This window comes from Mesorhizobium sp. BR1-1-16 (genome assembly GCF_020165495.1).
Classification (GTDB): Bacteria; Pseudomonadota; Alphaproteobacteria; order Rhizobiales; family Kaistiaceae; genus Kaistia.
In genome coordinates this window covers 93850-119448 of the sequence record NZ_JAIUIE010000014.1, presented here as the reverse complement: position 1 = coordinate 119448, position 25599 = coordinate 93850, and the positions used below count along the sequence as shown (strand labels likewise).

General features: G+C 63.2%; 17 protein-coding genes. 11 read left to right on the top strand and 6 right to left on the bottom strand.

What is annotated here, in order from left to right; genetic code table 11:
• Positions 1 to 438: 438 nt before the first annotated feature.
• Positions 439 to 4248: a hypothetical protein gene (locus LB518_RS21960; RefSeq protein ID WP_224579957.1), complete on the top strand. Its 3810-nt coding sequence runs from the start codon at positions 439 to 441 to the stop codon at positions 4246 to 4248.
• A gap of 144 nt (positions 4249 to 4392) precedes the next feature.
• On the opposite strand, the gene LB518_RS21955 is transcribed toward LB518_RS21960, so the two are convergent.
• The 3 genes from LB518_RS21955 to LB518_RS21945 are packed head-to-tail and all read right to left on the bottom strand — an operon-like array spanning position 4393 to position 7668.
• Positions 4393 to 6204 carry an ATP-binding protein gene (locus LB518_RS21955; protein ID WP_224579956.1) on the bottom strand — a complete coding sequence of 604 codons (1812 nt, stop codon included), beginning with the start codon at positions 6202 to 6204 and terminating at the stop codon, positions 4393 to 4395.
• Positions 6201 to 6686 (bottom strand): ABC-three component system middle component 2, encoded by a 486-nt coding sequence (locus LB518_RS21950; protein WP_224579955.1) that lies wholly within the window; start codon positions 6684 to 6686, stop codon positions 6201 to 6203. Before LB518_RS21950 ends, LB518_RS21955 begins: the two co-directional genes overlap by 4 nt.
• The gene (locus tag LB518_RS21945) at positions 6679 to 7668 is read right to left on the bottom strand and encodes an ABC-three component system protein (RefSeq protein ID WP_224579954.1); all 990 of its coding nucleotides are present in this window, start codon (positions 7666 to 7668) and stop codon (positions 6679 to 6681) included. Before LB518_RS21945 ends, LB518_RS21950 begins: the two co-directional genes overlap by 8 nt.
• 798 nt (positions 7669 to 8466) lie before the next feature.
• Between LB518_RS21945 and LB518_RS21940 the strand changes: the two genes are divergently transcribed.
• On the top strand, positions 8467 to 11175 hold the full coding sequence (locus LB518_RS21940; protein ID WP_224579953.1) for a CHAT domain-containing protein: 2709 nt from the start codon (positions 8467 to 8469) through the stop codon (positions 11173 to 11175).
• Positions 11168 to 11527, top strand: coding sequence for a hypothetical protein (locus LB518_RS21935; protein ID WP_224579952.1), 360 nt, complete (start codon positions 11168 to 11170; stop codon positions 11525 to 11527). The genes LB518_RS21940 and LB518_RS21935 overlap by 8 nt, the downstream gene beginning before the upstream one ends.
• A gap of 1282 nt (positions 11528 to 12809) precedes the next feature.
• Here the strand turns inward: LB518_RS21935 and LB518_RS21930 are convergent.
• Both LB518_RS21930 and LB518_RS21925 read right to left on the bottom strand, forming a co-directional pair.
• Complete coding sequence (locus LB518_RS21930; RefSeq protein ID WP_224579951.1) at positions 12810 to 13841, bottom strand: substrate-binding domain-containing protein; 1032 nt, start codon at positions 13839 to 13841, stop codon at positions 12810 to 12812.
• Positions 13842 to 13852: 11 nt separating this feature from the next.
• Complete coding sequence (locus LB518_RS21925) at positions 13853 to 15205, bottom strand: ROK family protein (protein WP_224579950.1); 1353 nt, start codon at positions 15203 to 15205, stop codon at positions 13853 to 13855.
• 185 nt (positions 15206 to 15390) lie between these two features.
• Here LB518_RS21925 and LB518_RS21920 point away from each other — a divergent pair, with 185 nt between their 5' ends.
• The 6 genes from LB518_RS21920 (at position 15391) to LB518_RS21895 (ending at position 21462) form a co-directional block, all read left to right on the top strand.
• Positions 15391 to 16203, top strand: a complete 813-nt coding sequence (locus LB518_RS21920) for a sugar phosphate isomerase/epimerase family protein (protein ID WP_224579949.1) — start codon at positions 15391 to 15393, stop codon at positions 16201 to 16203.
• 43 nt (positions 16204 to 16246) lie between these two features.
• A complete protein-coding gene (locus tag LB518_RS21915; protein ID WP_224579948.1) occupies positions 16247 to 17368 on the top strand; it encodes a substrate-binding domain-containing protein in 1122 nt (373 codons plus the stop codon).
• A 128-nt stretch (positions 17369 to 17496) separates the two neighbouring features.
• Entirely contained in the window at positions 17497 to 18663 is a 1167-nt protein-coding gene (locus tag LB518_RS21910) for a levoglucosan dehydrogenase (RefSeq protein WP_224579947.1), read from the top strand.
• Entirely contained in the window at positions 18660 to 20225 is a 1566-nt protein-coding gene (locus tag LB518_RS21905) for a sugar ABC transporter ATP-binding protein (protein ID WP_224579946.1), read from the top strand. The genes LB518_RS21910 and LB518_RS21905 overlap by 4 nt, the downstream gene beginning before the upstream one ends.
• The gene (locus LB518_RS21900) at positions 20226 to 21161 is read left to right on the top strand and encodes an ABC transporter permease (protein ID WP_224579945.1); all 936 of its coding nucleotides are present in this window, start codon (positions 20226 to 20228) and stop codon (positions 21159 to 21161) included.
• A 1-nt stretch (position 21162) separates the two neighbouring features.
• On the top strand, positions 21163 to 21462 hold the full coding sequence (locus LB518_RS21895; RefSeq protein ID WP_224579944.1) for a putative quinol monooxygenase: 300 nt from the start codon (positions 21163 to 21165) through the stop codon (positions 21460 to 21462).
• A gap of 159 nt (positions 21463 to 21621) precedes the next feature.
• Here the strand turns inward: LB518_RS21895 and LB518_RS21890 are convergent, their stop codons facing one another.
• On the bottom strand, positions 21622 to 22761 hold the full coding sequence (locus LB518_RS21890) for an ROK family transcriptional regulator (RefSeq protein ID WP_224579943.1): 1140 nt from the start codon (positions 22759 to 22761) through the stop codon (positions 21622 to 21624).
• A gap of 222 nt (positions 22762 to 22983) precedes the next feature.
• On the opposite strand from LB518_RS21890, the gene LB518_RS21885 reads away from it, so the two are divergent.
• Positions 22984 to 24576, top strand: a complete 1593-nt coding sequence (locus LB518_RS21885) for a sugar ABC transporter ATP-binding protein (protein WP_224579942.1) — start codon at positions 22984 to 22986, stop codon at positions 24574 to 24576.
• On the top strand, positions 24560 to 25537 hold the full coding sequence (locus LB518_RS21880; protein ID WP_224579941.1) for an ABC transporter permease: 978 nt from the start codon (positions 24560 to 24562) through the stop codon (positions 25535 to 25537). The genes LB518_RS21885 and LB518_RS21880 overlap by 17 nt, the downstream gene beginning before the upstream one ends.
• The last annotated feature ends 62 nt before the right edge of the window (positions 25538 to 25599 follow it).

The window sequence follows — 25599 nt, the reverse complement described above, 5'->3', positions numbered from 1 at the left end:
GGGGGGGGGGGGGGGGCGGCCTGCTGCGCCCGCGCCGGTTCGCTGCGGCCCGCCCGCCGTCGTGCGGCGGGCGGACCGGTAACTGCAGCCGCATCGGAATGGCGCCAATCACCCGCAGAGGAACGCATCGGCTGCAGCGCTGCTTCTGACCCAAAGCAGCCATCCGACGAGCAGCTGCGAACGGCCGCTTCGCGCCCTCATTATGGACGTACAGGCATCTCCGCCGCGACCCTAAAGCCGCCGTTCGTTCGATGCCGACGCCGCGCCGTCCCGAACGTCTGAAATCGAGGATCTAGCCGACCGACAGCTTCTGAGCGCTGGAGTGTAGGAACCTGTGAGTTCGAGGTCGACCTACAAGCGACGCTGTTCGATATCTTAACCTTCGGTCGTGGATCATCCTGTCGTTCGCCGACGACGCGGCCGCGCTAGGAAGACGGCATGTTCACGGTCCATCCCGACGAGATCAAGGACTTTACTGGCGACGAACTTGTCGAGCTGCTGCGACGTCTCCTCTACGCCGAAGCCCGCAAGGCCGGCGTTCCGCTGCGCGGGGTCCATGTTCCTCTCCAGATCACCGTCGCCGATGGGGGCCAGGATGCCAGCATCATCTGGACGGGCGGCGAGGCCTCGACCGATTATTTACCCGGCCGCGACATGATCTTTCAATGCAAGGCGAAGGACACGGGCAACGCCCAGTGGGAACAGGAGGTCTGGACCAAACCGACCCAAAAGAAGACCGTCCCGGTCAAGATTCTCAATCATGCTGTGCGTGACGTGCTCGCGCGCGGCGGCAGCTATATTGGCATCACTGCCAAGGCGCTCGTCGGTAACAAGCCGGCCGACCGCATCAACGCGATCAAGAAGGGCATCACGACCGCCGGCGGTAACCCCGCCAATCTCACCGCGGTCGATGTCTATGAGGGGAACAAGCTCGCTGCGTGGGCCAGCGCGCACCCCGGCGTCGCGGTCTGGATCAAGCAGCGGCACGCTACGATCGACCTCGCCGGCTTTTCGACTCTCGATCATTGGGGGAAGCGCGCCGACATCGCCGCGCCGCCGTTCATCGACAGCCCCGACCGCAAATTCTCGCTCGGCCCCTACGAGGCCAACGCGATCGAGTTCTCCCAGCTCGCCGCGCGCCTCGTGGCCGAGCTGGAAGAGCCCGGCGCTTCCGCTCGCATCTGGGGCGCCTCGGGTATCGGCAAGACCCGCGCGCTCTATCATGCGCTTAGCACCAGCACAGGTCTGCTCGGGGGCCTTGCCTCCGCTAACTTCATCTTCTGCGATTTCGGCCAGGTCAGGGAGCGCCTCTGGGACGTCGCGAACCAGATCGTGAAGGAGGGCTCGGCCGCGGTTCTTGTTGTGGATGGATGCCCGCTCGACAAGGCTCGCGAGCTAAACGCGCTCGCCCATACCGAGGATAGCCAGCTTCGCGTCATCACGGTCGGCGCCGAGGGTCTCGACCATGACGATCATTGCGTCATGATCCGGCCCACCAAGGCTGATGGGGCGACGATCAGGGGCATCCTCAAGAACAAGCTCACCAAGGCCAAGGCAGACGAACTCGACTATATCGCCGACCTCTGCGACGGCTTTCCCCGCATCGCAGTGCTCGCGACCGAGAGCTACGAGAAGAACGCGATCCTTAAGTCGGTTGACGACGTTGCGCAGCAGATTCTGGATGCGGCCGGCGCCGAGCGCGAGACGGTCCGGGCTCTCGAATGCCTCTCGCTCTTCGACAGCCTATCGCCGGATGACAATCCGGACGCCTTCGATGACCTCGCCGAGACGCTCGTCCATATGAATGGCGAGCTGATGTACGAGAATCTCGTCATCGCTTCCCGGCAGCACCTCGTAGAACGCAGTCATGGGACGATGACCGCGCAGCCCCGTCCGATCGCCGACTTCCTCGCGCTGCGCCGCCTCGATTACCTCCGTCCCTCAACGCTTATCGGATTCCTCAGCAGCGCGCAGCCGCCGCACCGAAACGCTATGCTCGCGCGTTGGCGCTTCCTCGCGCGGTCTCGCACGCTCAGCGAAGTGATCCGTATCCTGCTGCGCGGCTCGTTCGCCGATGCGAACATCGTGCATCCCAACGTCGCGCCCTATCTCACGGCTTTCGTCCATGTCGAACCCGATCGAACAGGAACAGCCCTCTATTGGGCGATCGTCCGTGTCCCGCTTGCCGATGTCGAGGCCATCGCCGTCACCGACGAACTCGTCGACGCGCTGCGTCTCCTCGCCTCGCGCCAAGACAGCTTCAGCCCCGCCGCGCAGATCGTGTTGCGGCTCGCCGCCGTTGCCCCCAAAGAGAGCTCACAACCGATCATGCGGCTGTTGCGCCAGCTCTTCCAAGTCGCGCTCGCCGGTACACAGGCCGACGACCGCCGTCGGCGTGCCGCCCTGGAAGAGGCACTCGAAGAGGACGATCCGCGCATCCGCCGCGTCGGTGTCGAAGCACTCGGAGCGATGATCCAGACCCATATCTCCCGGTCAGAAGAGTTCGAGCAGATCGGCGCCGAAGCCTTTCATCCGGAATGGGCGCCCGACGACCACGGCACGATCAACGCTTATTTCGACTGGGCGCTTCGGCGGCTGCTCGATCTTTGGCGCAAGGACATTGAACTGCGCCCCGTGATCGAGGAGCATGTCGCGGGCGACATCCGCAATCTTCTCTCGCCCGAACTCCTGCCTACCCTCGAAATCTTCGTCAAAGAGGTGGTAGATGCCTCGGGTCATTGGTTCGGCGCCACCCATGGCATCGGCGACTGGCTCTATTTCGATCGGCCCGAGGAGCCGACAAACTTCTCGCTCGCCGTGCGCGCGCTGTTCGATATGACCCTGCCGACCGACCCTGTCGATCAGGTCCGTCTCCATAGCCGATATTGGATGTCCGACCTGCGCGATCCCGACAAACGCTATGCGCAGGATCAGGAGAATCCCGACTACGAATATTCGGCGCGCCGCGTGCAGGCGCTCGTGCCCGAGATCGCAAGAAGCCCGGATCAGCTTGCACGCGCCATCCGCTTCATGGCGACCGAAGAGATGAACGCGCCGCAGGTCTTTGCGCAAGCCCTAGCCCCCGAACTGCCCGACCCGCTCGACACTTTCGAGCAGGCAGTCGCCGCGCTGGATGCGAGTGGCACGCGCGCCGGCGCCCCCTTCGTGGCCTCACTCCTGTCGGCTCTCGATCGCCAGCTCCAGGATCGGCCCGACGACGTCGTCACGCTTGAGTCCGTCGCGAAGACATCGGACGTGCTCGCTGCCAACCCCATGCACATCGTGACCTCGCTTCGTGTCACCGACGAGCGCCTCGACGCTTTCACGAACGATGTTCGCGATGGCCGCATTGCGCCGGCCCAAAGCGTATCGATTTCCTATGGCCGCGGACTCGAGGAGGTCGGCCACACCGCGCTCGCCCGGTTCATCACCGCGCTCGTCGATCGCGGGAACGACGGAGGAGCATGGGCCGCCCTCGAGATCCTCTCGATGGTCACGCACGGCCAGAAAGCTATCGCGCCCGAGATCATCGACCTTGCGAAGCTCGCGATCCTCTCTCCATCGATCGCCGACGATGCCGAGGGCAACGCCTCCAATGCCGATTATACCTATGATCGGATGCTGCACATCATCGACACCGGCGGTGGGATCGACGCCGATTTCGCTCGCCACTTCGCGCAGCAGGTCGTGCAGACCTGCCGCACGACCGGTCCGCGACGCGGTGGCCCTTCGGACGCGCTACGCGGCGCGCTCGCCATTGTAATCCAGCGAGCGCCGGCGGAAGTTTGGCCCGTCCTCGCCGGCTTCTATGAGATCGCGACACGGGTCGAGCGCGAGCGGCTGAACGCTATCACCTCTGCTACCAAGATCTTCGCCTATGATGTCTCGCGCATCGGCGCCGGCGCCCTGTTCTACACGCCGCTCAAGCTCATGCTGGAATGGGTCGCGGCCGATCCGGATGGCCGCATCGCGTTCCTTCTCACCTTCTTCCCCATCCTCGAACAGAAGGACGGTGAGTGGACCTGGCACCCCGCGCTCCAAAAGCTCGCCAAGCTATATGGCGGCAGGAAGCGATTCCGCGATGCGCTGCGCCTTCGCATCTATCCCAACTCCTGGGGCGGCTCGCTGAACCCGCATCTGACGAGCTTCAAGGCACCGCTCGCTTCCTGGACCAATGATTCAGTCCTTGGTGATTGGGCAGGTACGATGCTCGACTATGTGACCCGCTCGTTGGAGAGCGAGTTCTAGGGACGCTAACCAGGTCGCGCACCATCCTAGCCGACGCTCCTTCGGCGGACTAAACGATCAGCTGGGGACGCGCGCTACGCGGCACTGCGGGAGCTCGGCCGTGACCCGGGCGCCGAACCTGCCGACCTGCGTCCTGACTCTGCCTCACAATAGCCCGAAGCGTCCCTCGGCCGGGTTGCCTGTGAACACCGTGAGGTTGAGACCCTTGAGCTCACTATCCGGCGGATGCTGATTTTCGATGATGATAACCTGGCTTTCACCGCCATGGTGCGCTTTGATGTAGCTGTAGAAGCGCTCCTTCAGATCCGTACCCTGCAGCGCGGTGTCCTCGTCCCCCTCGGGCTTGAAATAGGCAAGGAGCGGGGAGTCCAGCAGCAGAAAGCCCGGGTGCGGCAGTTCATGCTCCTGGCAATATTCGAGCAAGGCGATCGAAACGGCGGCATGGGTGATCGCGCGCAGCCCTTTGCCGCGACTGCCTCTCGGTTTGCCGTCGATGACGAAATCACTCGCATCCTTGTCGTAATGGACGCGGCATTCGCCAGGAAAATTCCAGGCTTTGAGGAGCTGTTCGACCTTCAACGAGAACTGGTGGGCGACCACCTCCGAAAGTCCGACCGCAACCTTGGCCTTTTCGGCAGGCTCGGGCGCCACGTCATCCAGATCGGCGCGGCGTGCCTCGAGCTTTTCCAGCCGATCGAACAGGGCCAGGGATCCGCGGACCGCTGACCGGGTTTCGATGATGTCGGTGAATTTGGCGCGGGCCTCTTCCACCTCGGGCGCCATGGTTTGCCGGATCTCTGCGTCAACGTTCGCATAGGCGTGCTCGACCGTCGCCCGCAGCGCTGAGAGGCTGTCTTGTTCGGTCAACAGGTCGGTTACCGTCGAGGCGAGTTCCTCCGACAGTCGCTCTATCTTGCTGATTTCGGCCGTCGCGGCTTCGACGATCGTCGCGACATTTCCCTCGCAATCGGCGTCGGCATGCTGCGCCTCGGGGCCCGCTCCGCACAAGGGGCAGACCACGCGCTCGACATAAGCGAATAGCGTCCCGCTTTCCTGGATGGCCCCCAGGCGCTCCCGGTCGACGCCATAATGCTCCCGAAGCAGCTCGAAGCGCGCGAGCAGCTCACGGATCTCGTCGAGACGGTCGACGATTCTGCGCTGCTGCTTCGCCAGTTCGCGGCGCTCCCCCATCTGGACGTCGAGGGTCCGCTGCGCATTCGCCACGCTGTCCCTGTGTTCTGCCGCGGAGTCCTCGAGCCTTTCGAGCTGCGCTTCCAGCTCGCCTTTCTCTTCCCCCATGTCGATGATTTCCGAAACGAGGTCTGCGATCAGTTCGTCGAGTAAGCCGATTTGGCCGGCCTGGTCCGGCTCGTCGGGCGCGGCTGACACGACGGCGGAATCATCGATCCCGGTCAGGAGCAGCTTGATCGTGGCGAGTTCGGCCGTCTTGAGCGTGAATTGCCCACCCCAGAAAGGCGAGCCCTTCTGCTGGATTTCCCCTTCTTGCACGATCACCAGACGCGCCAGGTTGCGGAAGCTGAGGCTATTTGTCTTGCTCTTCGTGCTGCTCTTCAGGATCCGCTTTCCGAGAAGGCCGATCTTCGCGAGCAGAAATCCTGACACATTGTCGACGCGCTCATGGGCATGCGATTGGCGCAGCTTCTCTGTCACGTCGCCCTGACGTAGGATAAAATCCCCGCCGGAGATCGCGCGTTCGAAAGTCCAGGATTCGCCTTCGGTGCTGGATAGACCGAGCTCGATCGCGCTGTAGCCTTCCCGTTCCGGGATCACCCTGAGCTCGGAGCCGCCGAGCATGAAATCGACTGCCTCGGCGAGGAAGGATTTGCCGGTGTCCGACGCGCCACAGATCACGTTGACGCCCGAATAGAAGCGGATTTCGCTGTGCTTAGAGGGGCCTGAAAAGCCCAGTTTGTCGAGGCGCAAATAGCCGCTCACTCGGCAGGTCCCGGAAGCTGCCCGGGCTGGAACTGGCTCGTCCATTTCTCGAAGAAGCGCTGGGTAATGGAGCGGATTTCATCGGTGTTCATATGGCCGAACGCCTGCACGGCCCAGTTTGCCCGGGCGCGCAACTCGATCGAGTAGGGCGCGCTCAACGCAGCCATGTAGGGCGCCGCAGCCTCGCCCGCGCGGTAGAGAATCCCGTCCGGGCTTGCCACCCGCTCGACCAGCCCGCGGCTCGCCATCAACAGCAGTCCCTTCTCAATAATTTCCCTGCGCACCAGGAGTTCGCCGGCCCGCATCGGCAGGGGCGCGTGCAAGCTCTCCGGGCCCCCGGCATCGCCCGAATGAACCACGAGATAATCGAGCTCGACCAGCCGCTGCAGGTCGCAGCCGTTGGGGTGCGCCGCCTCCAGGATCGACAGCGCGCGGACGCCGGTTTCCAGGGGGCTGTTGAACGGGCTCACGCGTTTACTCATCGGGCGACATCCAATTCAGGCGATCCTCGTTCGCAAGCTGATGACAAATGCCCTGCCGGTCCTGAACCCGTGTGGCTGGGGCCAGCGGGTTGGATGTCGAGGCGACCTGGGCCGCTTGCGACACGGTCGCCTTCATGCGTTCGAACCCCGTAGAATGCGAACTCTCGCATATGTCGACGACGCCCTGGAAGATTTCCTCCTGCAGGGCGTCGAACGTGCCCTCGGGCACGGTGTCGCGCGAGAAATTCCTGAGCGCCTCCGCGCTGTAGAAGCGTTCGCGCTGCCTGCTGAAGTCCCGTTGCAGCGGCTGCTGCAGGGCGAGCGCGGCGAGATCCGGCACCTGTTCGCCCAGATGGTCCCCATAGGCATCGAGGAGCTGTCGGATATACCGGCTCTCATGCGCGGCGGGCTCCGCTGGGGGAAAATGTGGGGCCGGGCGCGGCGGGAGGCCGCCGCCGAAACGGATCGCATGAAATTTGGTCGTCTCATGCTGCGCGATCAGCTCCAGCACGCTCTTGGAGCCGAAGATCGAGAAGTCGAAGGCGTCGAAATAGGAGAGAAGTTTGCCTGTGAGTGCTACGTCTGCCGTCGTCGTGATCTGATGCCTGCACTGCTTTTCCCAAGCCAGCCTGACGCTTTCCCTGAGTTTCTTCGGATCGAGAAGAAGCTTTGCAGCCGTCGTGCCGACACCTCTGCTCGCCGCGAAATAGTGCCTTCTCGGCACCGTATATTCGCCCAGCCACGAATAGTAGATGATCTTCCCGATTTCGACATGGATGTCCGCGGGGCGCAGCGGATGATCGTAGCGCTTGCACTGATAATTGTCCCAGAGCGCACTGAAGCCCGCGGCGTCGTTGAAGCCGGCGACATCGAGGCCCATGTCTCCGGACCCGGCGAAGCGCCGCACGATGGCATAGCCCGTGAGCGAACTCGCCCACTCCTCGGTAAACCCCTCCCAGTCGTCCGGCGAGAAAATCTGCACGCGGGCGGCCTTCGGGATCGGTAGCCCGGCCTGGACATGATCTGCGGAAGCGGCGTGCACAATCCCTTTCGGCACAATCGCCTTGAAGTCAGAATTTTGAACCAAAGCCGTCTAAGCCCCCCAGGCCGCCCGCCGTCAAAGCGCAACTGACAGACAGTAACAAACGAATTTGGAGTGAGATCGGACTGATGGACGTCAGGCCTCTAATGTCGTCTCGCTATAAGGTACATCATAGCGCTTCGCGCGGGCGTGAACTCGCTCATCTTGACGTTGCTGACCCTCAGCCACTGGCTCGACAGCCAGCGATGCCAGGAATCAACGTCCGGAAATGCCGAGTGGTGCACGTCCGCTGTTCACAATTGTCACCAAAAGCTGCCAGTCAGCAAGCGGCCCGATTTAGGACATTCAAGACGAGGGGCATCGGGCCCAAAAGCTGACGTTCAATCAAACTGTCTGCAAACGTCAGCATGGGTCAAGGTCGTCACCAAATTCGGCTCCTACCCCAAGATCTCGATCGGGTAGTCAAGTGTGGCGCAGTCGCTGCAGCAATTCCCAGTGGGACGAGGAAGCCGCACTTCGTAGCAATGTGGCGCACCGTATCGCAGTGCCGCGGAAAGAGCCGCCGTCCGGCGCCCGGACCTTCGGCAGCAGGATCGCATCACGGGAGTTAGGATTCGTCGTCCGGCGGTGAATGGCGCCGCCTAGCGCTTGTGCTCGCGGAAGCTGCCACGGTTTTGAGTTGCCGAATGATAGGATTGTAGCTCTGTCGGCTATCGGTCGAAAACGCATGCATTCTAGATGCAAGGCATCCACAAAAAAAGACGTGGCACTGACGTTCTGGAATCTCTATTCTTTCAAATGAGCAATATGTGGTGCTATGAGATAGGTCACCGCATGAAGATTACGAATTATTTCATTCTTTCATCCTTGGTTGCGGGGGGATTATCGGTTGTCACGGGTCTACATCGCGACTGGTCGATGGGGATTAGCTTCGCCGCAGTCGGCCTGTTTGCGGCGCGTTCCCACCTGAGCGCAGTCGACGTGTTTGCGGCGCTTTCCCGCCTGAGGTGGAAGAACGACAAAAATAGCCCCCACATTGAAGCGCTAACCGACCGGACGCCCACGGCCGGTAAGCTAGAAGTCGCCGACGAGACAGCCAATGACACGTCGCACGAAGACCGGGCGGCGGAGCTGCTCGGGGACCTTGCGCTCGCGCCGAGCCTCGAAGGCGACCGGCCGGCGATAATGGCGATTGTCATGCGTCAAATCGTTGATGGCCTTGAGAAGGCCTCGAGGAGTTATTGGTCGACCACAGACGACCAGGGTGTCGCCTATAATGTCGGAAATGACATACTGGCGGCTGCCGGGCTTGCGATATTTGTGATGCGGCAATGCGCCGGCTCGAACGCTGCAATCCGGGAGCGCAAGGAATTGCTTGAGGGACTGGCAGGCGCCATTGCCCGCGCCCGCAACGACTTCAAAATTCTGGTTCCTGACCGCGATGGCTTCGGATCTGCGACGATGGGCGAGATTTGCCGCGATCTGCTTGCGCTTGCCGGAAGCGAGCTGACGTCCCTCGACTATCCCGAGATCGGTATGATCGAACGCCGCGGCGATGTGCGGACGTTGCTGGAGCGACTAGAATTCGAAACCGCACGCGACTTGAGCGACGCGCGTATTCACCTCCCGGTCTTCGCGCCGGACGTACCTAGCATTGCTTCGGACCACACGCGTAAGACGATCGGCACGTTTCGACGCCTCTTGGCAAACGAACTTTGGAACGTTCCGACGAGTGAACACTCTGGGAAAAATGTGCAGGCAAGCATAGCGCGGTTGCGCACCTCGGGCCAAGTTTTTGCCGCCGAGCACGAAGTACTTATCGGCCTTGAGGAAATATTTCCGGAATCTATCAGCCTTGACGCGGAAATTGCGGAATCTCGTTCAATTACGGATAGGATAATTGCTCTTGGAATAAAAGTCGGCCACAGACCTAACACATCAACGCTACGAAATCTTCGCGATATCGTGGAGCGCGCAGTTGACAATCCGTTATATCGATCAAGTTGGGCCGAGAAATCCGTCAATCCGAACGCACTGTGTCCTATTGGCGCGTATGTAACCTATGTCGAGAGGTTCTTCCGTGACGACATTCATGAAAAGATTCATAGCTATAGTCGCCTGATCCTTCTTCGTGATGGCTTATCGCTCCATCGAGAGATATTGATTGATCGCATCAATAATCTCGACAAGGGCACGCTGTACCTGGACTATTTTGTCGTAATCGACGAATGCGATCGCGCTTTCAGCGGCATTGCCCGCGCAAACTATATCGGAGTCAGTTATCGAGGCGGTGATCCCGCATCTATCAGACTCACAAAGTGTCTCAGCGAGAAAAACGAAAACGACCGCGAAATTGCCGATCTGCGAGGGCATTTAACCGGGCTCGGCGAAGTCGAAGCCCGTGCGGGCGGGATCATGCCCGTGCTCAAAGTAGCAATAGGTGTCGCGGAATGGTCCAAGGAGGATTTTCTTCTACTCAAAGGCTTACGTGTCTTCGGGTCATTGGCACGGGAGCTGGGGATAGTAACGAACGCTGGAATCGAACGACTCGTGATCAGGCCGGCCGGCGATATCGGCCGGGTGTCCTTTGAAGCTCTTCCCATGGGGGATATCGTTCGCCTGACCTTAGGGGACTGCTTCGCGATACGGTATGTCCCGTTTAGCCCATTGATGGATGAGGCCGGTCCACGGAATGCTGAACATTCTCATGGCGCGATGGTCGCGGGCGCATTCGACTATGATGCTACCGGCATCGGCCGCTCGACCAAGGTGCTCATTCCTGGCCGAACCAGCCTGTTCGAGCCTCTGGGCGGCGCAGAGCAAGAGATTGAACGCGTTGCCGGCCACCTTCGGGTTTCCCCGCTGCGCGACCCAACAAGAGAGTCGATAAGGGCTGCTGCGGAAGGCGGTGTGAGCGTTCTACACCTCGCAACGCACGCCTACAGCGTCGACCGCCAGTTCCATCAAGGTAGCGCGTTGGGCGGCATGTCCGAAACGGAAATGTTGCCTCGCCATCGCAAAATTTCTTTTGGCGGAATAGTGCTCTCCGGTGCGAATTCGCATATCGACAACAACGGCTGGTTTCATTCCGAGCGAATGCTCGAAAGCTCGGACATTGAAACGTGGAACCTCACACGCGTTGCTTTAGTTACGCTTTCGGCCTGCGAGTCCGCGCTCGGCGTGGTTGAACTTGACGGAATCGGCTATGGGTTGCGCGATGCATTCCTGCGCGCTGGGGCAGCTTGCATAGTGTCGAGCCTGTGGGCCGTCGACGACCATGCAACGGCGAAGTTTATGGACCGCTTCTACGCAGAATTTGCGCGCGGCCTGCCGGTCTCGGCCGCGCTGCTGGCTGCTCGCCGGGCAAGCCGCAAGGACATTGGCTTAGATCGATTTGCCTTTGTGGCGCTCGGGCGTGAAGTTTCGTGGGAGGATGCGGATGCGTGAAATAATTGTTGAAAGCAGAGTTTGCTCCAGCGCCAAAATTGAACAACTGCTGGAAGCCGCACTCCACGAGGGCGTAAGTCTTGCCAGACGCGGCGGCGCTGCGAAGCGCGGGGCCGATCCGAGCCTGTTGATCGCGCTTGTGGGCGCTGGCGGCGCGGCGTTGGGCGCACTCGTGGCCGGTCTTTTGGACATTGCAGAACAGGCGCGGGCCGCACGGATTATCTTGGTAGGCGTCAATGGCCGGCGGGTCGAAGTGCCTGCGACCGTCAGTCCCGCGGAACTAGACCTCTTCATCGCAAAGGCGGCCGAACTCGACGTCGAACGTGTGGTGCTCGACCGAGCGCAGGACTGATAACCGGGCGGCCGCCGGCGTCATCTTGCTCGCGAGCGCGAGCGGTCTTCTCGATGTGCCGCTCGCTTTGGGGTTCGCTCACAGGCTTCGAAACCTCGCGCGCCGTTGCCTGCGCCGTGGGAAGTTCAACTACCGGGATCGCCCCAACTCCAGTCGTTGCCGCTGGACGATCGGTCGATGTCCGCTTTCGCGACACGATGCTTGAATGCCGCCCTTCCGCAACCGGCCCCACACCGGACGCTCCGAGACGCGCTTTGCAAGGTCTGCTATTGGCGCAAAGCCGCAAGCTCTGAACTCGACGGGATGTCGAGAACCGGTCGGGCGGACGACGCGCAGCAGCGACGTACCGATCAACGACATCCAAACGCCCAAGTCCGAGTACCGAAATCGCTACACATTATGCTACACAAAGTACTACCCACGCAATTCGTAACTCATTGAAATACAATGATTCTTCCGTTGTCTGGGACAGAAACGACGGACGCTCCCTCCGCCACCAACACAGCCTCGCTGCCGACCAATCTCATGCCGTTGCTGATTGGCCGAGGAGTGCGTTGTGGCGAAGGAGATCCAGCTCGTCCTGCGGGCGACGTCTATCAGCTGAAGCGGCGCGTCCCGGTCCGCTACCAGGGGATCGAGCCACGCAAGGTCGTCTGGGTCCCGCTGCACACCGACTCGAGACGGTCACCCGCAGCAAGGTGCTGACGCTGAGGAACGAGCCGTCCAAGCTTGGGAGGCGCGGCTCGCTGGCGACAGCAAGGATGCCGAGCAACGATTCGCGGCTGCACGCGAGCTTGCCGAGATGCGCGGCTTCCGCTTCCTGCCGGCGAAGCGGGTCGCCGAGCTTCCGGCCGATGAGCTGATCGCGCGGGTCGACGCTATACCGGTCAGGAACGGCAAGCCTGACCTGGGGGTCGCCGCGGCCACCCTCGGCGGCGCGATGCCTCCTCCGATCACCATCACGCGCGCACTCGACCTCTACTGGACGCTGCCAGCCGACAAGACCCTCGGCAAGAGCGAGGACCAGCGAGGGTTCAGGCCTACTGCCGCATCACATCCATCTCGACACCAATGTGCCTCATATCAGCATCGAGCCGGAGGTGCGCCAGCTTAAGAGACCGTGCGCGCGACGGCGCATTCCGCTCGTCGGCGTGAGGCAACCGTCTTTGCCGAGCCCACGGTGCAGCTTCCTTCGATGCCGACCTGAGCTAGTGAGCCTGCATCGCCAGCGTACAGTGCTCAGCCTGCCTGTGGTTCCCATTCCTCGCACCTGCAAGCCCGGCTACGATGGCGTGCTGCGGACGATCGTTGAACTGACGAGGCTCAGCATTCGCAGCACTTCTCGGGGGGCCGGCTTGCGCCAGACGGTCTGAAAACACTCGACGACGTTTTCGGCGGTGACGGCGAGGCCGGGAAGGGCAACCCAATCCGGCGTCATCCGACCGAGCAGCGTACTGACGGTGACCGAGGCGGCCGTTTCCCCCTGCCGGAACGGCTGTTGGGCAGCGATCGCGACCAGCGAATTGTGCGCCGCGAGGCCAATGGCTGCCTCCTGGCCGAGGTCGACGGTCACCATCGGAATCTGGAGACCGAGCGCCGTCAGCACGCCGGCGGAGGCGATCGATGGCGTATCCCAGACCACGAAGAGACCGGCAATGTCGTGGTGATCGTCGAACAGGCTGCGGGTGACGCGGGCGGCATCGGCGAGCGACGGGAAGCGCCGGACATGCAGCCGCACATCCGGGCGGTTGATCCGCATCCACTTCACGAAGGCGATCTCGCGCTCGTTGGTCGCGAAGAAGTCCGCCTCATAGCCGAGGACGCCGACCTCGCTGCCCTCTGGAACATGCGGCGACAGGCATTCGGCTGCGATTTTGCCAAGGCCGAAATTGTCGGCCGAGACGAGCGACGTGTAGTCCTTGCCGGGCAGCAGGCCGGTCGGCACATTGTCGAGCAGCACCAGCTTGATGCCGGCCGCTGCGACGCGCGCATGGGCGGCGGCAACCTTGGCATTGGCAACGGGCAGCGAGAGAATCGCGTCCGGCGCCTCGGCGATCAGCCGGTCGAGCGCCTCGATCTGCACCTCCGGTGTGAAGGCGCAGTCGACGACGTCGATGACCGCGACGCCGCAATCGCCGAACATGCCGATCACGCCGGAAAGCTGCTGCTTGGCCCAGTCGCTCGCCAGCGTGTGCAGCACAATGGCAACGCGGAAGCCGCGCGCTCGCGCTCGCGCCATGTCCTCCGGCAGCAGGAGGACCCGTTCGGGGGCCGACGCCCGCTCTCCATGCGGGCCGAGACCAGAGATCGCCATTCCCTTCCTCCTCACGCGTCCGGTGGCCGGATGGTGGTGTCCTCCGCCAATCTCTTCCGCGCGATCTGATCCTTGAACCGCTGGAAAAGCGGATGCGCCTGAGGCCTGCCGGCCATGATCCAATCGCGCAGTATGGAGGGCGAGAACACGCCTTCGACCGCGACGATGGCCGCGCCCACAAGGCCCGCCGAGCTTCCCATCTGCGAGCGGACAACCTGCAGGTCGCGGCTCACCAGCGGATGGCAGGCGCCATAGATCGCCTCGCGCGCGGAGGCGAGCAGGATGTCGTTCGTCTGCGCGATCGAGCCCGAAAGCACGATGAGCGCCGGATTCAGCATGTTCGCGAGCGTCGCGACCACCTGGCCGATCAGTCGGCCACTCTGCGAGAGAATCTCGATCGCCGCCGCATCGCCGATCTGCGCTGCCTGCGCCACTTCGAGCGCGGTAATCTCGCCGCCACGGCGCATGTGCTCGGCAAGGATCGGACTTGCCCCGCGCTCCGCGGCGCTCCTGCCTTCCTGGGCGATGTGGTCCGAGCCGGCCATGGCCTCCAGCGTGCCGTTACCCCCGGGCCCTGAAACCGGCACGGAGCCGATGAGCCCGACGGCGCCCTGCGCGCCGCGGAACAGCGCGCTATCGCTGCCGAGGCCTGCGCCGATGCGCTTGCCGACTTTGACGAACAGGATGGTTCGATGGCCGCTTCCTGCGCCTGCATGCAACTCGCCCATCGTCATTGTCTCGACGCTGGATCGAACCCAGACCGGCGCATCGAAGGCTTCGACCAGCGTTTCGACGAGGGGGAAGCTCTCCCAGCCGGGCAGCACCGCAGGCGTGGTGCCGAGGAAGAGCGCTTCGCCGCCATCCGGCACGGCGCCGGGAACCGAGATCGAGATGCCGTAGAGCGGCGGGTTATCCTGCCGTTCGAGAATCCAGCGAAACAGCGTGATCAGCCGCTCGGCGAGCGCCGATACCGGTTGGGTCAGTTCGCTCGCCTCGTGATGCTCCATGATGAGCGCACCATCGAGATCGGCAATCCCGACGCCGAGCGCCGTCTGGTCCAGCGTCGCGACGAGGATCCTGCCGCGATCGGCGCTGAACCGGACGAGGCGCGGGGCGCGTCCGCCGGTCGCCGTACCAAGCTCGCTTTCGTTGATCAGCCCGAGTTCGGCGAGCGTCCCGAGTCGGTCCGCCACGACCGCGCGTCCGAGCTCGCTGTGGCGCTCGATCTCCTGCCGCGTGGTGGCCTGCTCGGACCGAACCAGATTGAGGATTTGGACGAGGCTCGGCGAGGCCGTCTCGGACACGCGCGGGCGGCCCTTCCGACGCGGCAGGGAGGCGGCTTCCGCAAGGGCGGGCGTCGACATGTCTCGTTCTCTCTGCCGCATCGCGTTCGCTCCTTCATAAGACCGAGCGTTTCGACTGGCAACGCCGCACTTATGCAGTAAATCAGCAAAAGTGGCGCTGTATATGATTATAAATTGTTGACATCCATTTTTTCTCGGCCTAAGCCATCGTCACGGTTCGAGGCAAGCACTGGGAGGAGATGCCGATGTCGAGCTTCAAGCTCGCCTATCATGCGAATTGCTGGGGAAGTCTCGGCGGAGACGCCGTTGGCGTTACCTCGATCACCAACCTCGCCTATCGCACCTTCGGCGACATGCGCCGGGCCTGCGCCGATATCGCCGCGGCCGGGTATGAGGGCGTCGAGCTTTTCGACGGCAACCTTCTGGACTTCAGCGCCGCCGAGATGCGGGCGCTTCTCGCCGATAACGGGCTGACGCTCGTTGCGACCTATGCCGGCGGCAATTTCATTTTCGACGACATCCTGCCGGAAGAGCTGGCCCGCATCATTCGCGCGGCGGACCGGGCAGCAGAGCTGGGCGCGCCCCATCTCGTGGTCGGCGGCGGCGCCAAGCGCTTCGACGGCATCCGCGAGGCGGACTATCCGCGGCTCGCCGCAGCGCTCGACCGCGTCAAGGAAATCGCCGAGGAGCGCGGGCTGACCGCCCATTACCACCCGCATCTTTCGACCATCGTCGAGGGGCCGGAGGAAGTGCGGAAGATCTTCGCCCTGACCGGCATCGACTTCTGCCCCGATACCGCACATCTGGCTGCGGCCGGCGGCGATCCGGCAGCGCTGATCCGCGAGCATGCGGCGCGCATTTCCTATGTGCATCTCAAGGGCTTTCAGAAGGAGCCCTTTGCGTTCACCCCCCTCGACCGAGGCGATGTCCCGACCGACGCGATCATCGCGGCGCTGCGCGAGATCGGCTTTGCAGGCTGGGTGTGCACGGAGCTCGATTCCTGGGCCGACCCGCTGGAGGGCGCGAAGGCCAGCAGGAGCTATCTCGAATCGGCCTGAGGGCCGCGACCGGGGCCAAGCCCCACTTCCGGGAGGATGAGTAATGATTTCCAGACGAACCCTGTTGGGCTCGGCCGCCGCGCTGACGCTCGCTCTCGCTTATGCCGGGCCGGCGCTCGCCGATCCTGACCAGGCGCTTGCCGACCTCCAGAAGACCGTTCTTTCCAAGGGTCCTTCGGGCGAGGCGCCCGCGCCGGCTTCCAGCGTCGTGCTGACGCCGGACGAGCTTGCCAAGATCAAGGACATGCATGCGACCGCCGCGATCGTGATGCATTACGGCGGCAATGACTGGTCGCGCGCTCAGATCAACGGCCTGCAAAAGCAGTTCGCCGACATGGGCATCAAGGTGCTCGCGGTGACCGATGCCGGCTTCAAGCCGGAGAAGCAGGTCGCCGACATCGAAACGATCATGGCCCAGAAGCCTGATATCATCGTCTCGATCCCGACCGATCCCACCGCGACGGCCGCCGCCTATAAGGCAGCGGCTGCAGCCGGAACCAAGCTGGTCTTCATGGACAACGTCCCGACCGGCTTTGCCGCCGGCAAGGACTATGTGTCCGTCGTCTCGGCCGACAATTACGGCAATGGCGTCGCCTCGGCGCATCTGATGGCCAAGGCTCTCGGCGGCAAGGGTGAGATCGGCGTCGTGTTCCACGCTGCCGACTTCTTCGTCACCAAGCAGCGCTACGACGCCTTCAAGGCGACGATCGCCGCTGACTATCCGGACATCAAGATCGTCGCGGAGCAGGGCATTGGCGGCCCCGATTTCTCGGGCGACGCCGAGAAGGCTGCTTCGGCGATCCTGACCTCCAACCCGAACGTCAAGGGCATCTGGGCGGTCTGGGACGTGCCGGCCGAAGGCGTGATTTCGGCGGCGCGCAACGCCGGCCGCGACGATCTCGTCATCACCACGATCGACCTCGGCGAGAATGTCGCGATCTCCATGGCCCAGAACGGCTTCGTGAAGGGCCTCGGCGCGCAGCGTCCCTATGACGCCGGCGTCGTCGAGGCAAAGCTTGCCGGCTACGGTCTGCTCGGCAAGGAGGCTCCCGCCTTCGTTGCGCTGCCGGCTCTCCCGGTGACGCGTGACACGCTGCTCGAAGGCTGGAAGGCGGTCTATTCGACCGACGCGACCGACAACGTCAAGAAGAGCCTCGGCCAGTAAGGCCCTGGCGCACGGGGCGCCGCCGCGCGCCCCGTGCCGCATTGAACGGTCCGACCTGCGTCGGCCTCCAGGCCAGAGCAGCGGACGGCTGCTGCTTGCCAAAGCCGCTCTCTTTCAGGAGAAAATCGATGACCAAAGTGATGAACGTCGCCATGATCGGCGGCGGGTTCATGGGCAAGGCGCATGCCATGGCCTATGCTTCCATGCCGATGTTCTTCTGGCCGGCTCCGGCCATTCCCCACCGCAAGGTCGTGGTCGACGTGACCGACGGCATGGCCGAGGAAGCACGTCGCCGCTACGGCTTTGAAGAGGCATCGTCGGACTGGCGCGCCGTCGTTGCCCGGCCTGATATCGACGTCGTCGACATCTGCACGCCCAACAACGTCCATGCCGAGATTGCTATCGCTGCGGCCAAGGCCGGCAAGCACATCATCTGCGAGAAGCCGCTTGCCCGCACCGTCGAGGAAGCGCGGGCGATGGTCGAGGCCGTCAAGGCCGCCGGCGTCATCCACATGGTCGCCTTCAATTATAGGCGCACGCCTGCCGTTGCGCTGGCCAAGAAGTTCATCGAGGAAGGCCGGATCGGCCGCATCCTGAACTTCCGCGGCACCTATCTGCAGGATTGGTCGGCCGATCCGGACTCGCCGCTGTCCTGGCGCTTCCAGAAGAAGATCGCCGGCTCCGGTTCTGTCGGCGACATCGGCACGCATGTGGTCGATCTCGCGCATCATCTCGTCGGGCCGATCGCCGAAGTGATCGCGATGACGCCGACCTACAATAAGACCCGTCCCCTTCAGCAGGGTGGCGTCGACAAGTTGGGTGCCGCCGAGAAGTCGGCTGATGCCGAGCGCGGCGAGGTCGATGTCGATGACGAGCTCGTCTCGATGCTGCGCTTCAAGGACGGTGCCATCGGCAGCCTCGAGGCGACGCGCAACGCCTATGGCCGAAACAACTTCATCACGCTGGAAATCCACGGCACCAAGGGCTCGATCCACTTCAACTACGAGCGCCGCGACGAGCTTCAGGTGATGTTCGCCGACGATCCGGCCGATGCGCGCGGCTTCCGCACGATCTACACCGGCCCGGCCCATCCCTATGGCTCCGGCCTGTGGCCGATCCCCGGCCTCGGCATCGGCTATTCGGAAACCAAGATCGTCGAGTGCTATGACTTCTTCTCTGCAATTGCGAAGAAGCAGCAGCCGAGCCCGAACTTCAATGATGGCTTGCTGACGGAACTCGTCGCCGACGCCTTCATCCGCTCGGGCGAAAGCGGCGTTTGGGAGAAGGTTGGATGAACGCCACCGCCGCCGCAGTCCGCATGACCGGCATCTCCAAGGCTTTCGGGGGTGTGCGCGCGCTTGACGACGTCAGCCTCGAAATCCTGCCGGGCGAGGTTCATGCGCTTCTCGGCGGCAATGGCGCCGGCAAGTCGACGATCCTCAAGATCCTGAACGGGGTTCATCGCCCCGATCAGGGCACGATCGAGGTCGGCGGCGCGCCGCTCACGACGCATACGCCGGAGGCCTCGCGCGCTGCCGGCATTGCCATGAACTATCAGGAAATGAGCCTGGTCCCGACCTTGACCGTGGCTCAGAACATCTTCCTGACGCGCGAATGGCGCGACGGCATCGGCTTCATCGACGACAACGAGGCCGAGCGTCGGGCCGCCGAGATCTTCGCGATGCTCGAGGTCTTCGTCGACCCGAAGGCGATCGTCGCCGATCTCGGCGCCGGCCAGAAGCAGCTGACAGAAATCGCCAAGGCGATCTCGCAGGATGCAAAGGTGCTGGTGCTCGACGAGCCTTCGACGGCGCTTGCCGTTTCCGACGTCGAGCGTCTCTTCGTCTTCCTGCGCAAGCTGAAGGCGAAGGGTGTCGCGATCATTTATGTCAGCCATCGCATGGACGAGATCGCCCGCATCGCCGACCGCGCGACCATCCTGCGCGATGGCCGTCATGTCATTACGGCGCCGCTGTCGGAACTGCCGATCGATACGATGATCGAGCATATCGTCGGCAAGCGTTCTAAGGGGCTTTCCGATGTCGCACGCATCACGGCGACAAAGGGCGAGGTGCTGCTTGAACTGAAGGATGTCAGCGGCAGCCACAAGCCCGAACACGTCTCTTTGACGCTGCATCGCGGCGAAGTGCTCGGCCTTGCCGGCCTGCTCGGCTCCGGCCGCTCGTCCCTGGCGCGCGCCATGGCCGGCATCGACCCCATTGCCAGCGGCGATATCCGCATCAAGGGCCGGGCCATCGTCATTCGAAAGCCAAGCGACGCGATCACGGCCGGCGTGGCGCTCGTGCCGGAAGCGCGAGCGACGCAGGGCATCATTCCTGCCCATTCGGTCGCTTCCAACATGATCCTCGCGGTCATTGGCCGCCTCTCGAAGGCCGGGTTCGTCGATACCAAGGCGGCGAACACACTCACCGATACCCAGATCGAGCGCCTGAAGGTGAAGACCGCCAGCCGCGATCACGCCGTTGCCACCCTCTCCGGCGGCAACCAGCAGAAGGTCGTGATCGGCAAGTGGCTCGCCACCGATCCCGAAATCCTCATTCTCGACGAGCCGACGGCTGGCATCGACATCGGCTCCAAGGCCGAGATCATCCGCCTCGTCCGCGAACTGGCAGCGTCCGGGAAGGGGATCATCATGATCTCCTCCGAGCTGTCGGAATTGCTGACCGCCTGCGACCGCATCCTCGTGATGGCCGACGGGCGCGTGCATCAGGATCTGCCGCGCGAGGCGCTGGACGATCCGGACGTCCCGGCCGACGACCTCGCCCACCGCCTCCAGGCGGCCGAGCAGCGGCTGCAGATCGAAATCCAGAAGGCCCTTGCGGTTCAGGAGATTTAAATGGCTAGCGCCTTCTTCGCCAATTGGCGTCAGAACATCATCTATATCGGCTTCCTGGTGATCTTCGTCGTCTTCGCGGCGACGCTGGCCGACAAGGGGTTCTTGAACCCCAACAACCTGCTCAACATCGTGCGCCAGACGGCAATGATCGCCGTTATGGCCATCGCCATGACCTTCGTGCTGTCAGCCGGCGAGATCGACCTTTCGGTCGGGGCCGTTGCCGGTCTCTCGACCGTCACGGTCGCCATGGCGATCGCCGTGGGCGGCCCGGTCGTCGGCGTGATCGCCGGCCTTGCCACGGGTCTTGCGGTCGGCATGTTCAATGGCTGGCTGACCACGCGCGTCGGAATTCCCTCCTTCCTCACCACGCTCGCCATGATGGGGATCGCCAAGGGCGTCGCGATGTGGATTTCCGCGACGGCAGCCGTGCCGATCCTCTCCCCCGGCTATTCGTGGCTGTTCGGCGGCGGCAATATCGGACCGGTTCCCGTCCTCTTGCTGTGGATGGTGATCCTCGGCGCGATCGGCCACATCGTCCTGCGCCGCACCGGCTTTGGCCGGCGGGTCCTGGCGACCGGCGGCGGCGAGACCGCGGCCCGCTATTCGGGCATCGACACCAAAGCGATCAAGTTCAAGGTGCTCGTCATCTCGTCCTCGGCCGCGGCGCTCGCCGGAATGCTCTATGCCGGCCGCCTGCAATCCGGCCGATTCCAGCTCGGCGAGGGCGATGAGCTCTCGGTGATCGCGGCGGCGGTGCTTGGTGGTACCAGCCTGTTCGGCGGCCGCGGCACGGTGATCGGCACGATCGTCGGAGCTCTGATGATCGGCCTGATCAACAACGGCCTGATCCTCATGGGATTGGAATTCAGCCAGCAGCTGATCGCCCGTGGCGCCATCATCATTCTCGCCGTCGCACTCAGCCAGAAGAAGGCCTGACATGACCGTCACCGTCATCGGTACCCTCACGGCGCGCCCTGAGCGGCGCGAGGACCTGCACTCTATCCTCGCCGCGATGGTGGCGCCGACGCGGACGGAGCCAGGCTGCATCAACTATGACTTTCATGTCGATGCGACGGACCCTTGCGTCTTCGTCTTCTACGAGAACTGGCGCAGCGAGGCCGATCACGCGGCGCATATGAAGACGCCGCATCTGGCGCCGCTTCTGGCTGCGGTCGATAGCCTGCTGGCAAAGCCGGTCGATGTCCGCCGGCTGTCGATGCTCAGCGCTTTGGCGTGACGCAGCCAATTGCGCAGCCCGGCCGCCCGTTGGTTCCTGGATCTTGCCGACGCCCGCGAAAGCTGGAGGCTTGGCGACGAGATTGCTGGGTCGAATAAGATCAAGGGGCTCCTGCTGATGCAGGCGCCGACGTTCCGGCAGGCGGAGCAGCGGATAACCCTAGACAAGGGGCAGGAAGGATTGCATGGCCAGCGCGATTGCGCCCTGTGCGACGGGCTTCCGACCAAGCAAAGAGGGGCGAACGATCGCATCCCGCCCAAGCGGGTCGACGACATCGCGCAGAATCATCTGGCGGATCGCAGGGTCGAGATAGTTGAAGATCGGCACGAGCGCGCCGCCAAGCACCACCGTTCCGATATCGAGAACGTTCAACGCGTTGGCGATCGCCACGCCGAGATAAGATCCCGCCTCCGACAACACCGTTCGCACGAGAGCTTCGTTGACACGCGACGACAGGACAGCGTCGTCGAGCGTCCGCGCGCGCACGCCGAACTCGGCAAGCCGACCGAGGATCGCTCCGGTCGACAGATAGGCGTTCAGCGACCCGGGGCCGCCGACCTCGGCCAACCGGCCGTTCGGATCCACGATCATGTGGCCGAAGCGCTGCGTGAGGCCGGAGATACCATGGTGTATCCGGCCGCCGAGGAAAGGGACGCCGCGAACAATGCTGTCCACGTGAATATAGAGGAAGTCGTCCAGGTCTCCGGCCGCGCTGTTGTAGCGCTCGGCAAGAGCAAAGGCGTGCACATCGTAGGCAACTTCGATCGGGCCGCCGCCGAAGTCCTCGATGCGGGTGAGGATAGACCGCTCGATGATGGATCGGGCTCCTGGTCCGGGTTGCCCCTTGGTCGGCGCCCCTTCGACAAGGAGGCCAATCCCGCGGATGGGTGCTGCCAGGTGCGGCATGGACTCGCGAAAGCGCGCCAATTCCGCAATCAGAGCGTCCTCGGACGAAGCAGTATCCAGCCGAAGCTCGACTTCCGTGCTGGTCTGGATGATCCCGTTGAGCCCGGCGCCGGCGACGCTAAGCCTGCCGTCTTTCGAGAGCGCCAGCCCGATCAGCAACCCGGCCGTGGGTTCGATCTCCAGCTGATCCTCGGGGCGGCCCATGCCATAGCTCGGCTTGCCGCGCGAGCGTTTCAGCAGACCGTCGACCTCCAACTGGTGCACGACGGTAGAGACCGTCGATCGGTCGATCGAAGTAATACCGCGCAGTGCACTCTGCGAGGTGCCGGGATGCTGTCTGATTGCATGGAAAAGGGCAGCCGTGTTATGTCTCCGTATAGATTTGGAGTTCAACAACGGCTCCGCTGCTCCCTGCTGCCTGCGCTCACGCCATGATGACATGGTTGATGGATAGCGCGGCCCCCCGGCCCGGTACAGGCCCGAGTCCGATCTTCGGAAAAAATCCACTGAATGCTTGACACCAAAAACGCAAAGCACTTAATCTGACCCTCGGAGGAAGTGCTGAACCGGGATCGAGGTCCATGGGAGGACTAAGGGGTTCAGCCATTTTGCACCATGAAACCTGCACAAGCGCGGGCCGCTGAGGTTCGTCCGCATCTCGTCGAGGTGCGCAATGTCGTGAAGCGATTTCCGGGCGTCATTGCGCTCGGCGATGCTGTGCTTGAGATCCGTCCCGGCGAGGTTCACGCCCTGTTGGGAGAGAACGGCGCTGGCAAATCGACCCTGATCAAGCTGCTCAACGGCATCTACCAGCCTGATGGCGGGACCATTTTCGTCAACGGAGTCGATCAGACCATCGGCGGCCCGCGTGAGGCCCAGGCCCTCGGCATCAGCACCATCTATCAGGAGCACACGCTCGCAGCGGACCTCTCGCCGATCGAGAACATCTTTCTCGGTCGCGAGCTCAAATCCGCCAGTGGCCTCATCGTCGATCGCGCCGCGATGAAGAAGCGCGCCGAAACGCTCTGGTCGCAGTTCGGCGGCGACCGACGCGATCTCGGCCGCCCCGTCGCAGAACTTGGCGGCCTCAAGCAGCGTCTGATCGAGATCGTCAAGGCGCTGGCATTCGAAGCCTCGCTCGTCATCATGGACGAGCCGACGGCTCAGCTGCCGGACGGGGAGCGAGCATTGCTCCTCGCCCATATCCGCGCCATGCGGGATCAGGGAGTCTCCGTTCTCCTTGTTACCCACCGGCTCGACGAACTGGCCGGCACCGTCGACCGCGTCACAGTGTTCCGCGATGGCCGCTGGGTCGGCACCATGCCGATGAGCGAGACCAGCGTCGACGATATCATCCACAAGATGGTCGGCCGCGATGTCGGCTCGATGGTTGCCGCCGCCGCGCGCGATGCCGACCAGCCGCTTGATGACGGCGCGCCGGAGGTTCTGCGTGCCACCGGACTCGTGCGTCGCGGTGTCCTGCACGACGTCTCGCTGACCCTCAGGGCTGGTGAAGTGCTCGGTATCGGCGGTCTCGCCGGCTCGGGGCGCACCGAGGTCGCGCGTGCTTTGATCGGTGCCGATCCGATCGACGCCGGCACGATCTGGGCGAATGGCCGGCAGGTCTCGCCATCTTCACCTGCTGATGCGGTGAAGGCCGGCATCTTCATGGTTCCCGAGGAGCGCAAGACGCAAGGGATCGTCGCCGGGCTGGATGTTTCTCGGAACATCACGATCTCGGCGCCGAACAAGGTCGCGCAGTCAAGCTTCATCCAGCGCCGTCGGGAGAGACAGGTCGCCGCCGGCTATGTGAAGGAACTCCGGATCAAAACGCGCAGCCCGGCGGAGTTCATCGAGAATCTCTCCGGCGGAAACCAGCAGAAGGTCCTCTTCGCGCGGGCTCTTTTTTCCGACCCCAACATCATCATCGTCGACGAGCCCACGCAGGGAATCGATGTCGGCGCCAAGACGGAGGTCTATCGCCTCATCCGCGACTTCGTGGCTCGCGGCCGCTCCGTCATCGTGATTTCCTCCGAATTGCCCGAGCTGCTCGGCTTGTCCGACCGCGTGATGATCATGCGTGAGGGCCGCAAGGCGGGGGAGATCGCCGTTCCGATCGGTGCGGCCAGCGACCAGGCCGCCATGGCGCTCCTGCAGCGTCAGGTCATGGCTTTGGCGACGGGAGGGAAAATTGAACAACAACACTAAATTCGATCTTGGTGCCCTCTTGAATATCGAGGGGGCGACTGTCTTCTTCGCGGTGGCGGTGCTGATCCTATTCTCGTCGATCTTCGCGCCATCCTTCCTGACGCCCGAGAACATCTCCAATGTGCTCGTGCAGTCGGTGTTCGTGGTGATCCTCGGCATCGGCATGACCTATGTGCTGATTTCCGGCGGCATCGACCTGTCGGTCGGCTCGGCCATGGGCCTTGCGGCGGCCGTCTGCGTCTACTGCATCAATGCCGGCCTGCCGCTTCCTCTGGCGCTTCTGATCGGCCTCGCGACCGGCGCCGCGGCGGGCTTCGTCAACGCCTATCTCATCGTCGTGCTGGGTTTTGCGGATTTCATCGCGACGCTTGGCACGCTGTCGCTCATGCGCGGCATCGTCGAGGTGATGACGGCGAGCACCAGGCTCAACTCCAAGAATCCCGAGTTCATGTTCCTCGCCGGCGGTTCGCTCGGCGGCATCCCCTTCGCCGTGATCGTGGCTCTCGTGGTGGCCATCGTCGCCGGCGTCATCCTCGCCCGCACAACGATGGGACGCGCCGTCTATGGCGTCGGGCTTAATCCGAAGTCTTCATTTCTCGCCGGTGTCCTGGTCAACCGGGTTCGCTTCTCGGTCTTCGTCGTATCGGGCCTTTGTGCAGGATTGTCCGGGATCCTCCTGGCATCCCGCCTGTCCTCGGTTCATCCCGCGATGGGCACGGGTTACGAACTCACCGCAATCGCTGCAGCAGCTCTTGGAGGCGCAAGCCTTTCGGGCGGCCGCGGATCGGTACTGGGCACGGCACTAGGCGCGCTGTTCCTTGCCATCCTTCAGAACACGCTCAGCCTGATGTCTGTGAACGCATTCTGGTTCCAGATCATCACCGGCGTGATCATCGTGCTCGCGGTCCTGATGGACGGCGGCGTCCGCCGGTTCGTCGCCCAGCGTGCGCGCGCGGCCTGACCGCCTGCGCCGGGAGGCGCCGAAGCCATGATCTTGTATTCAAGCAAGCCTGTTCTGCGGAA

Excerpts from the sequence above, each read along its gene's own strand:
- LB518_RS21960 (WP_224579957.1), top strand. The coding sequence starts at position 439 with ATGTTCACGGTCCATCCCGACGAGATCAAGGACTTTACTGGCGACGAA.
- LB518_RS21950 (WP_224579955.1), bottom strand. The coding sequence starts at position 6,686 with ATGAGTAAACGCGTGAGCCCGTTCAACAGCCCCCTGGAAACCGGCGTC.
- LB518_RS21940 (WP_224579953.1), top strand. The coding sequence starts at position 8,467 with ATGCAAGGCATCCACAAAAAAAGACGTGGCACTGACGTTCTGGAATCT.
- LB518_RS21935 (WP_224579952.1), top strand. The coding sequence starts at position 11,168 with ATGCGTGAAATAATTGTTGAAAGCAGAGTTTGCTCCAGCGCCAAAATT.
- LB518_RS21930 (WP_224579951.1), bottom strand. The coding sequence starts at position 13,841 with ATGGCGATCTCTGGTCTCGGCCCGCATGGAGAGCGGGCGTCGGCCCCC.
- LB518_RS21925 (WP_224579950.1), bottom strand. The coding sequence starts at position 15,205 with ATGTCGACGCCCGCCCTTGCGGAAGCCGCCTCCCTGCCGCGTCGGAAG.
- LB518_RS21920 (WP_224579949.1), top strand. The coding sequence starts at position 15,391 with ATGTCGAGCTTCAAGCTCGCCTATCATGCGAATTGCTGGGGAAGTCTC.
- LB518_RS21915 (WP_224579948.1), top strand. The coding sequence starts at position 16,247 with ATGATTTCCAGACGAACCCTGTTGGGCTCGGCCGCCGCGCTGACGCTC.
- LB518_RS21910 (WP_224579947.1), top strand. The coding sequence starts at position 17,497 with ATGACCAAAGTGATGAACGTCGCCATGATCGGCGGCGGGTTCATGGGC.
- LB518_RS21905 (WP_224579946.1), top strand. The coding sequence starts at position 18,660 with ATGAACGCCACCGCCGCCGCAGTCCGCATGACCGGCATCTCCAAGGCT.
- LB518_RS21900 (WP_224579945.1), top strand. The coding sequence starts at position 20,226 with ATGGCTAGCGCCTTCTTCGCCAATTGGCGTCAGAACATCATCTATATC.
- LB518_RS21895 (WP_224579944.1), top strand. The coding sequence starts at position 21,163 with ATGACCGTCACCGTCATCGGTACCCTCACGGCGCGCCCTGAGCGGCGC.
- LB518_RS21885 (WP_224579942.1), top strand. The coding sequence starts at position 22,984 with ATGAAACCTGCACAAGCGCGGGCCGCTGAGGTTCGTCCGCATCTCGTC.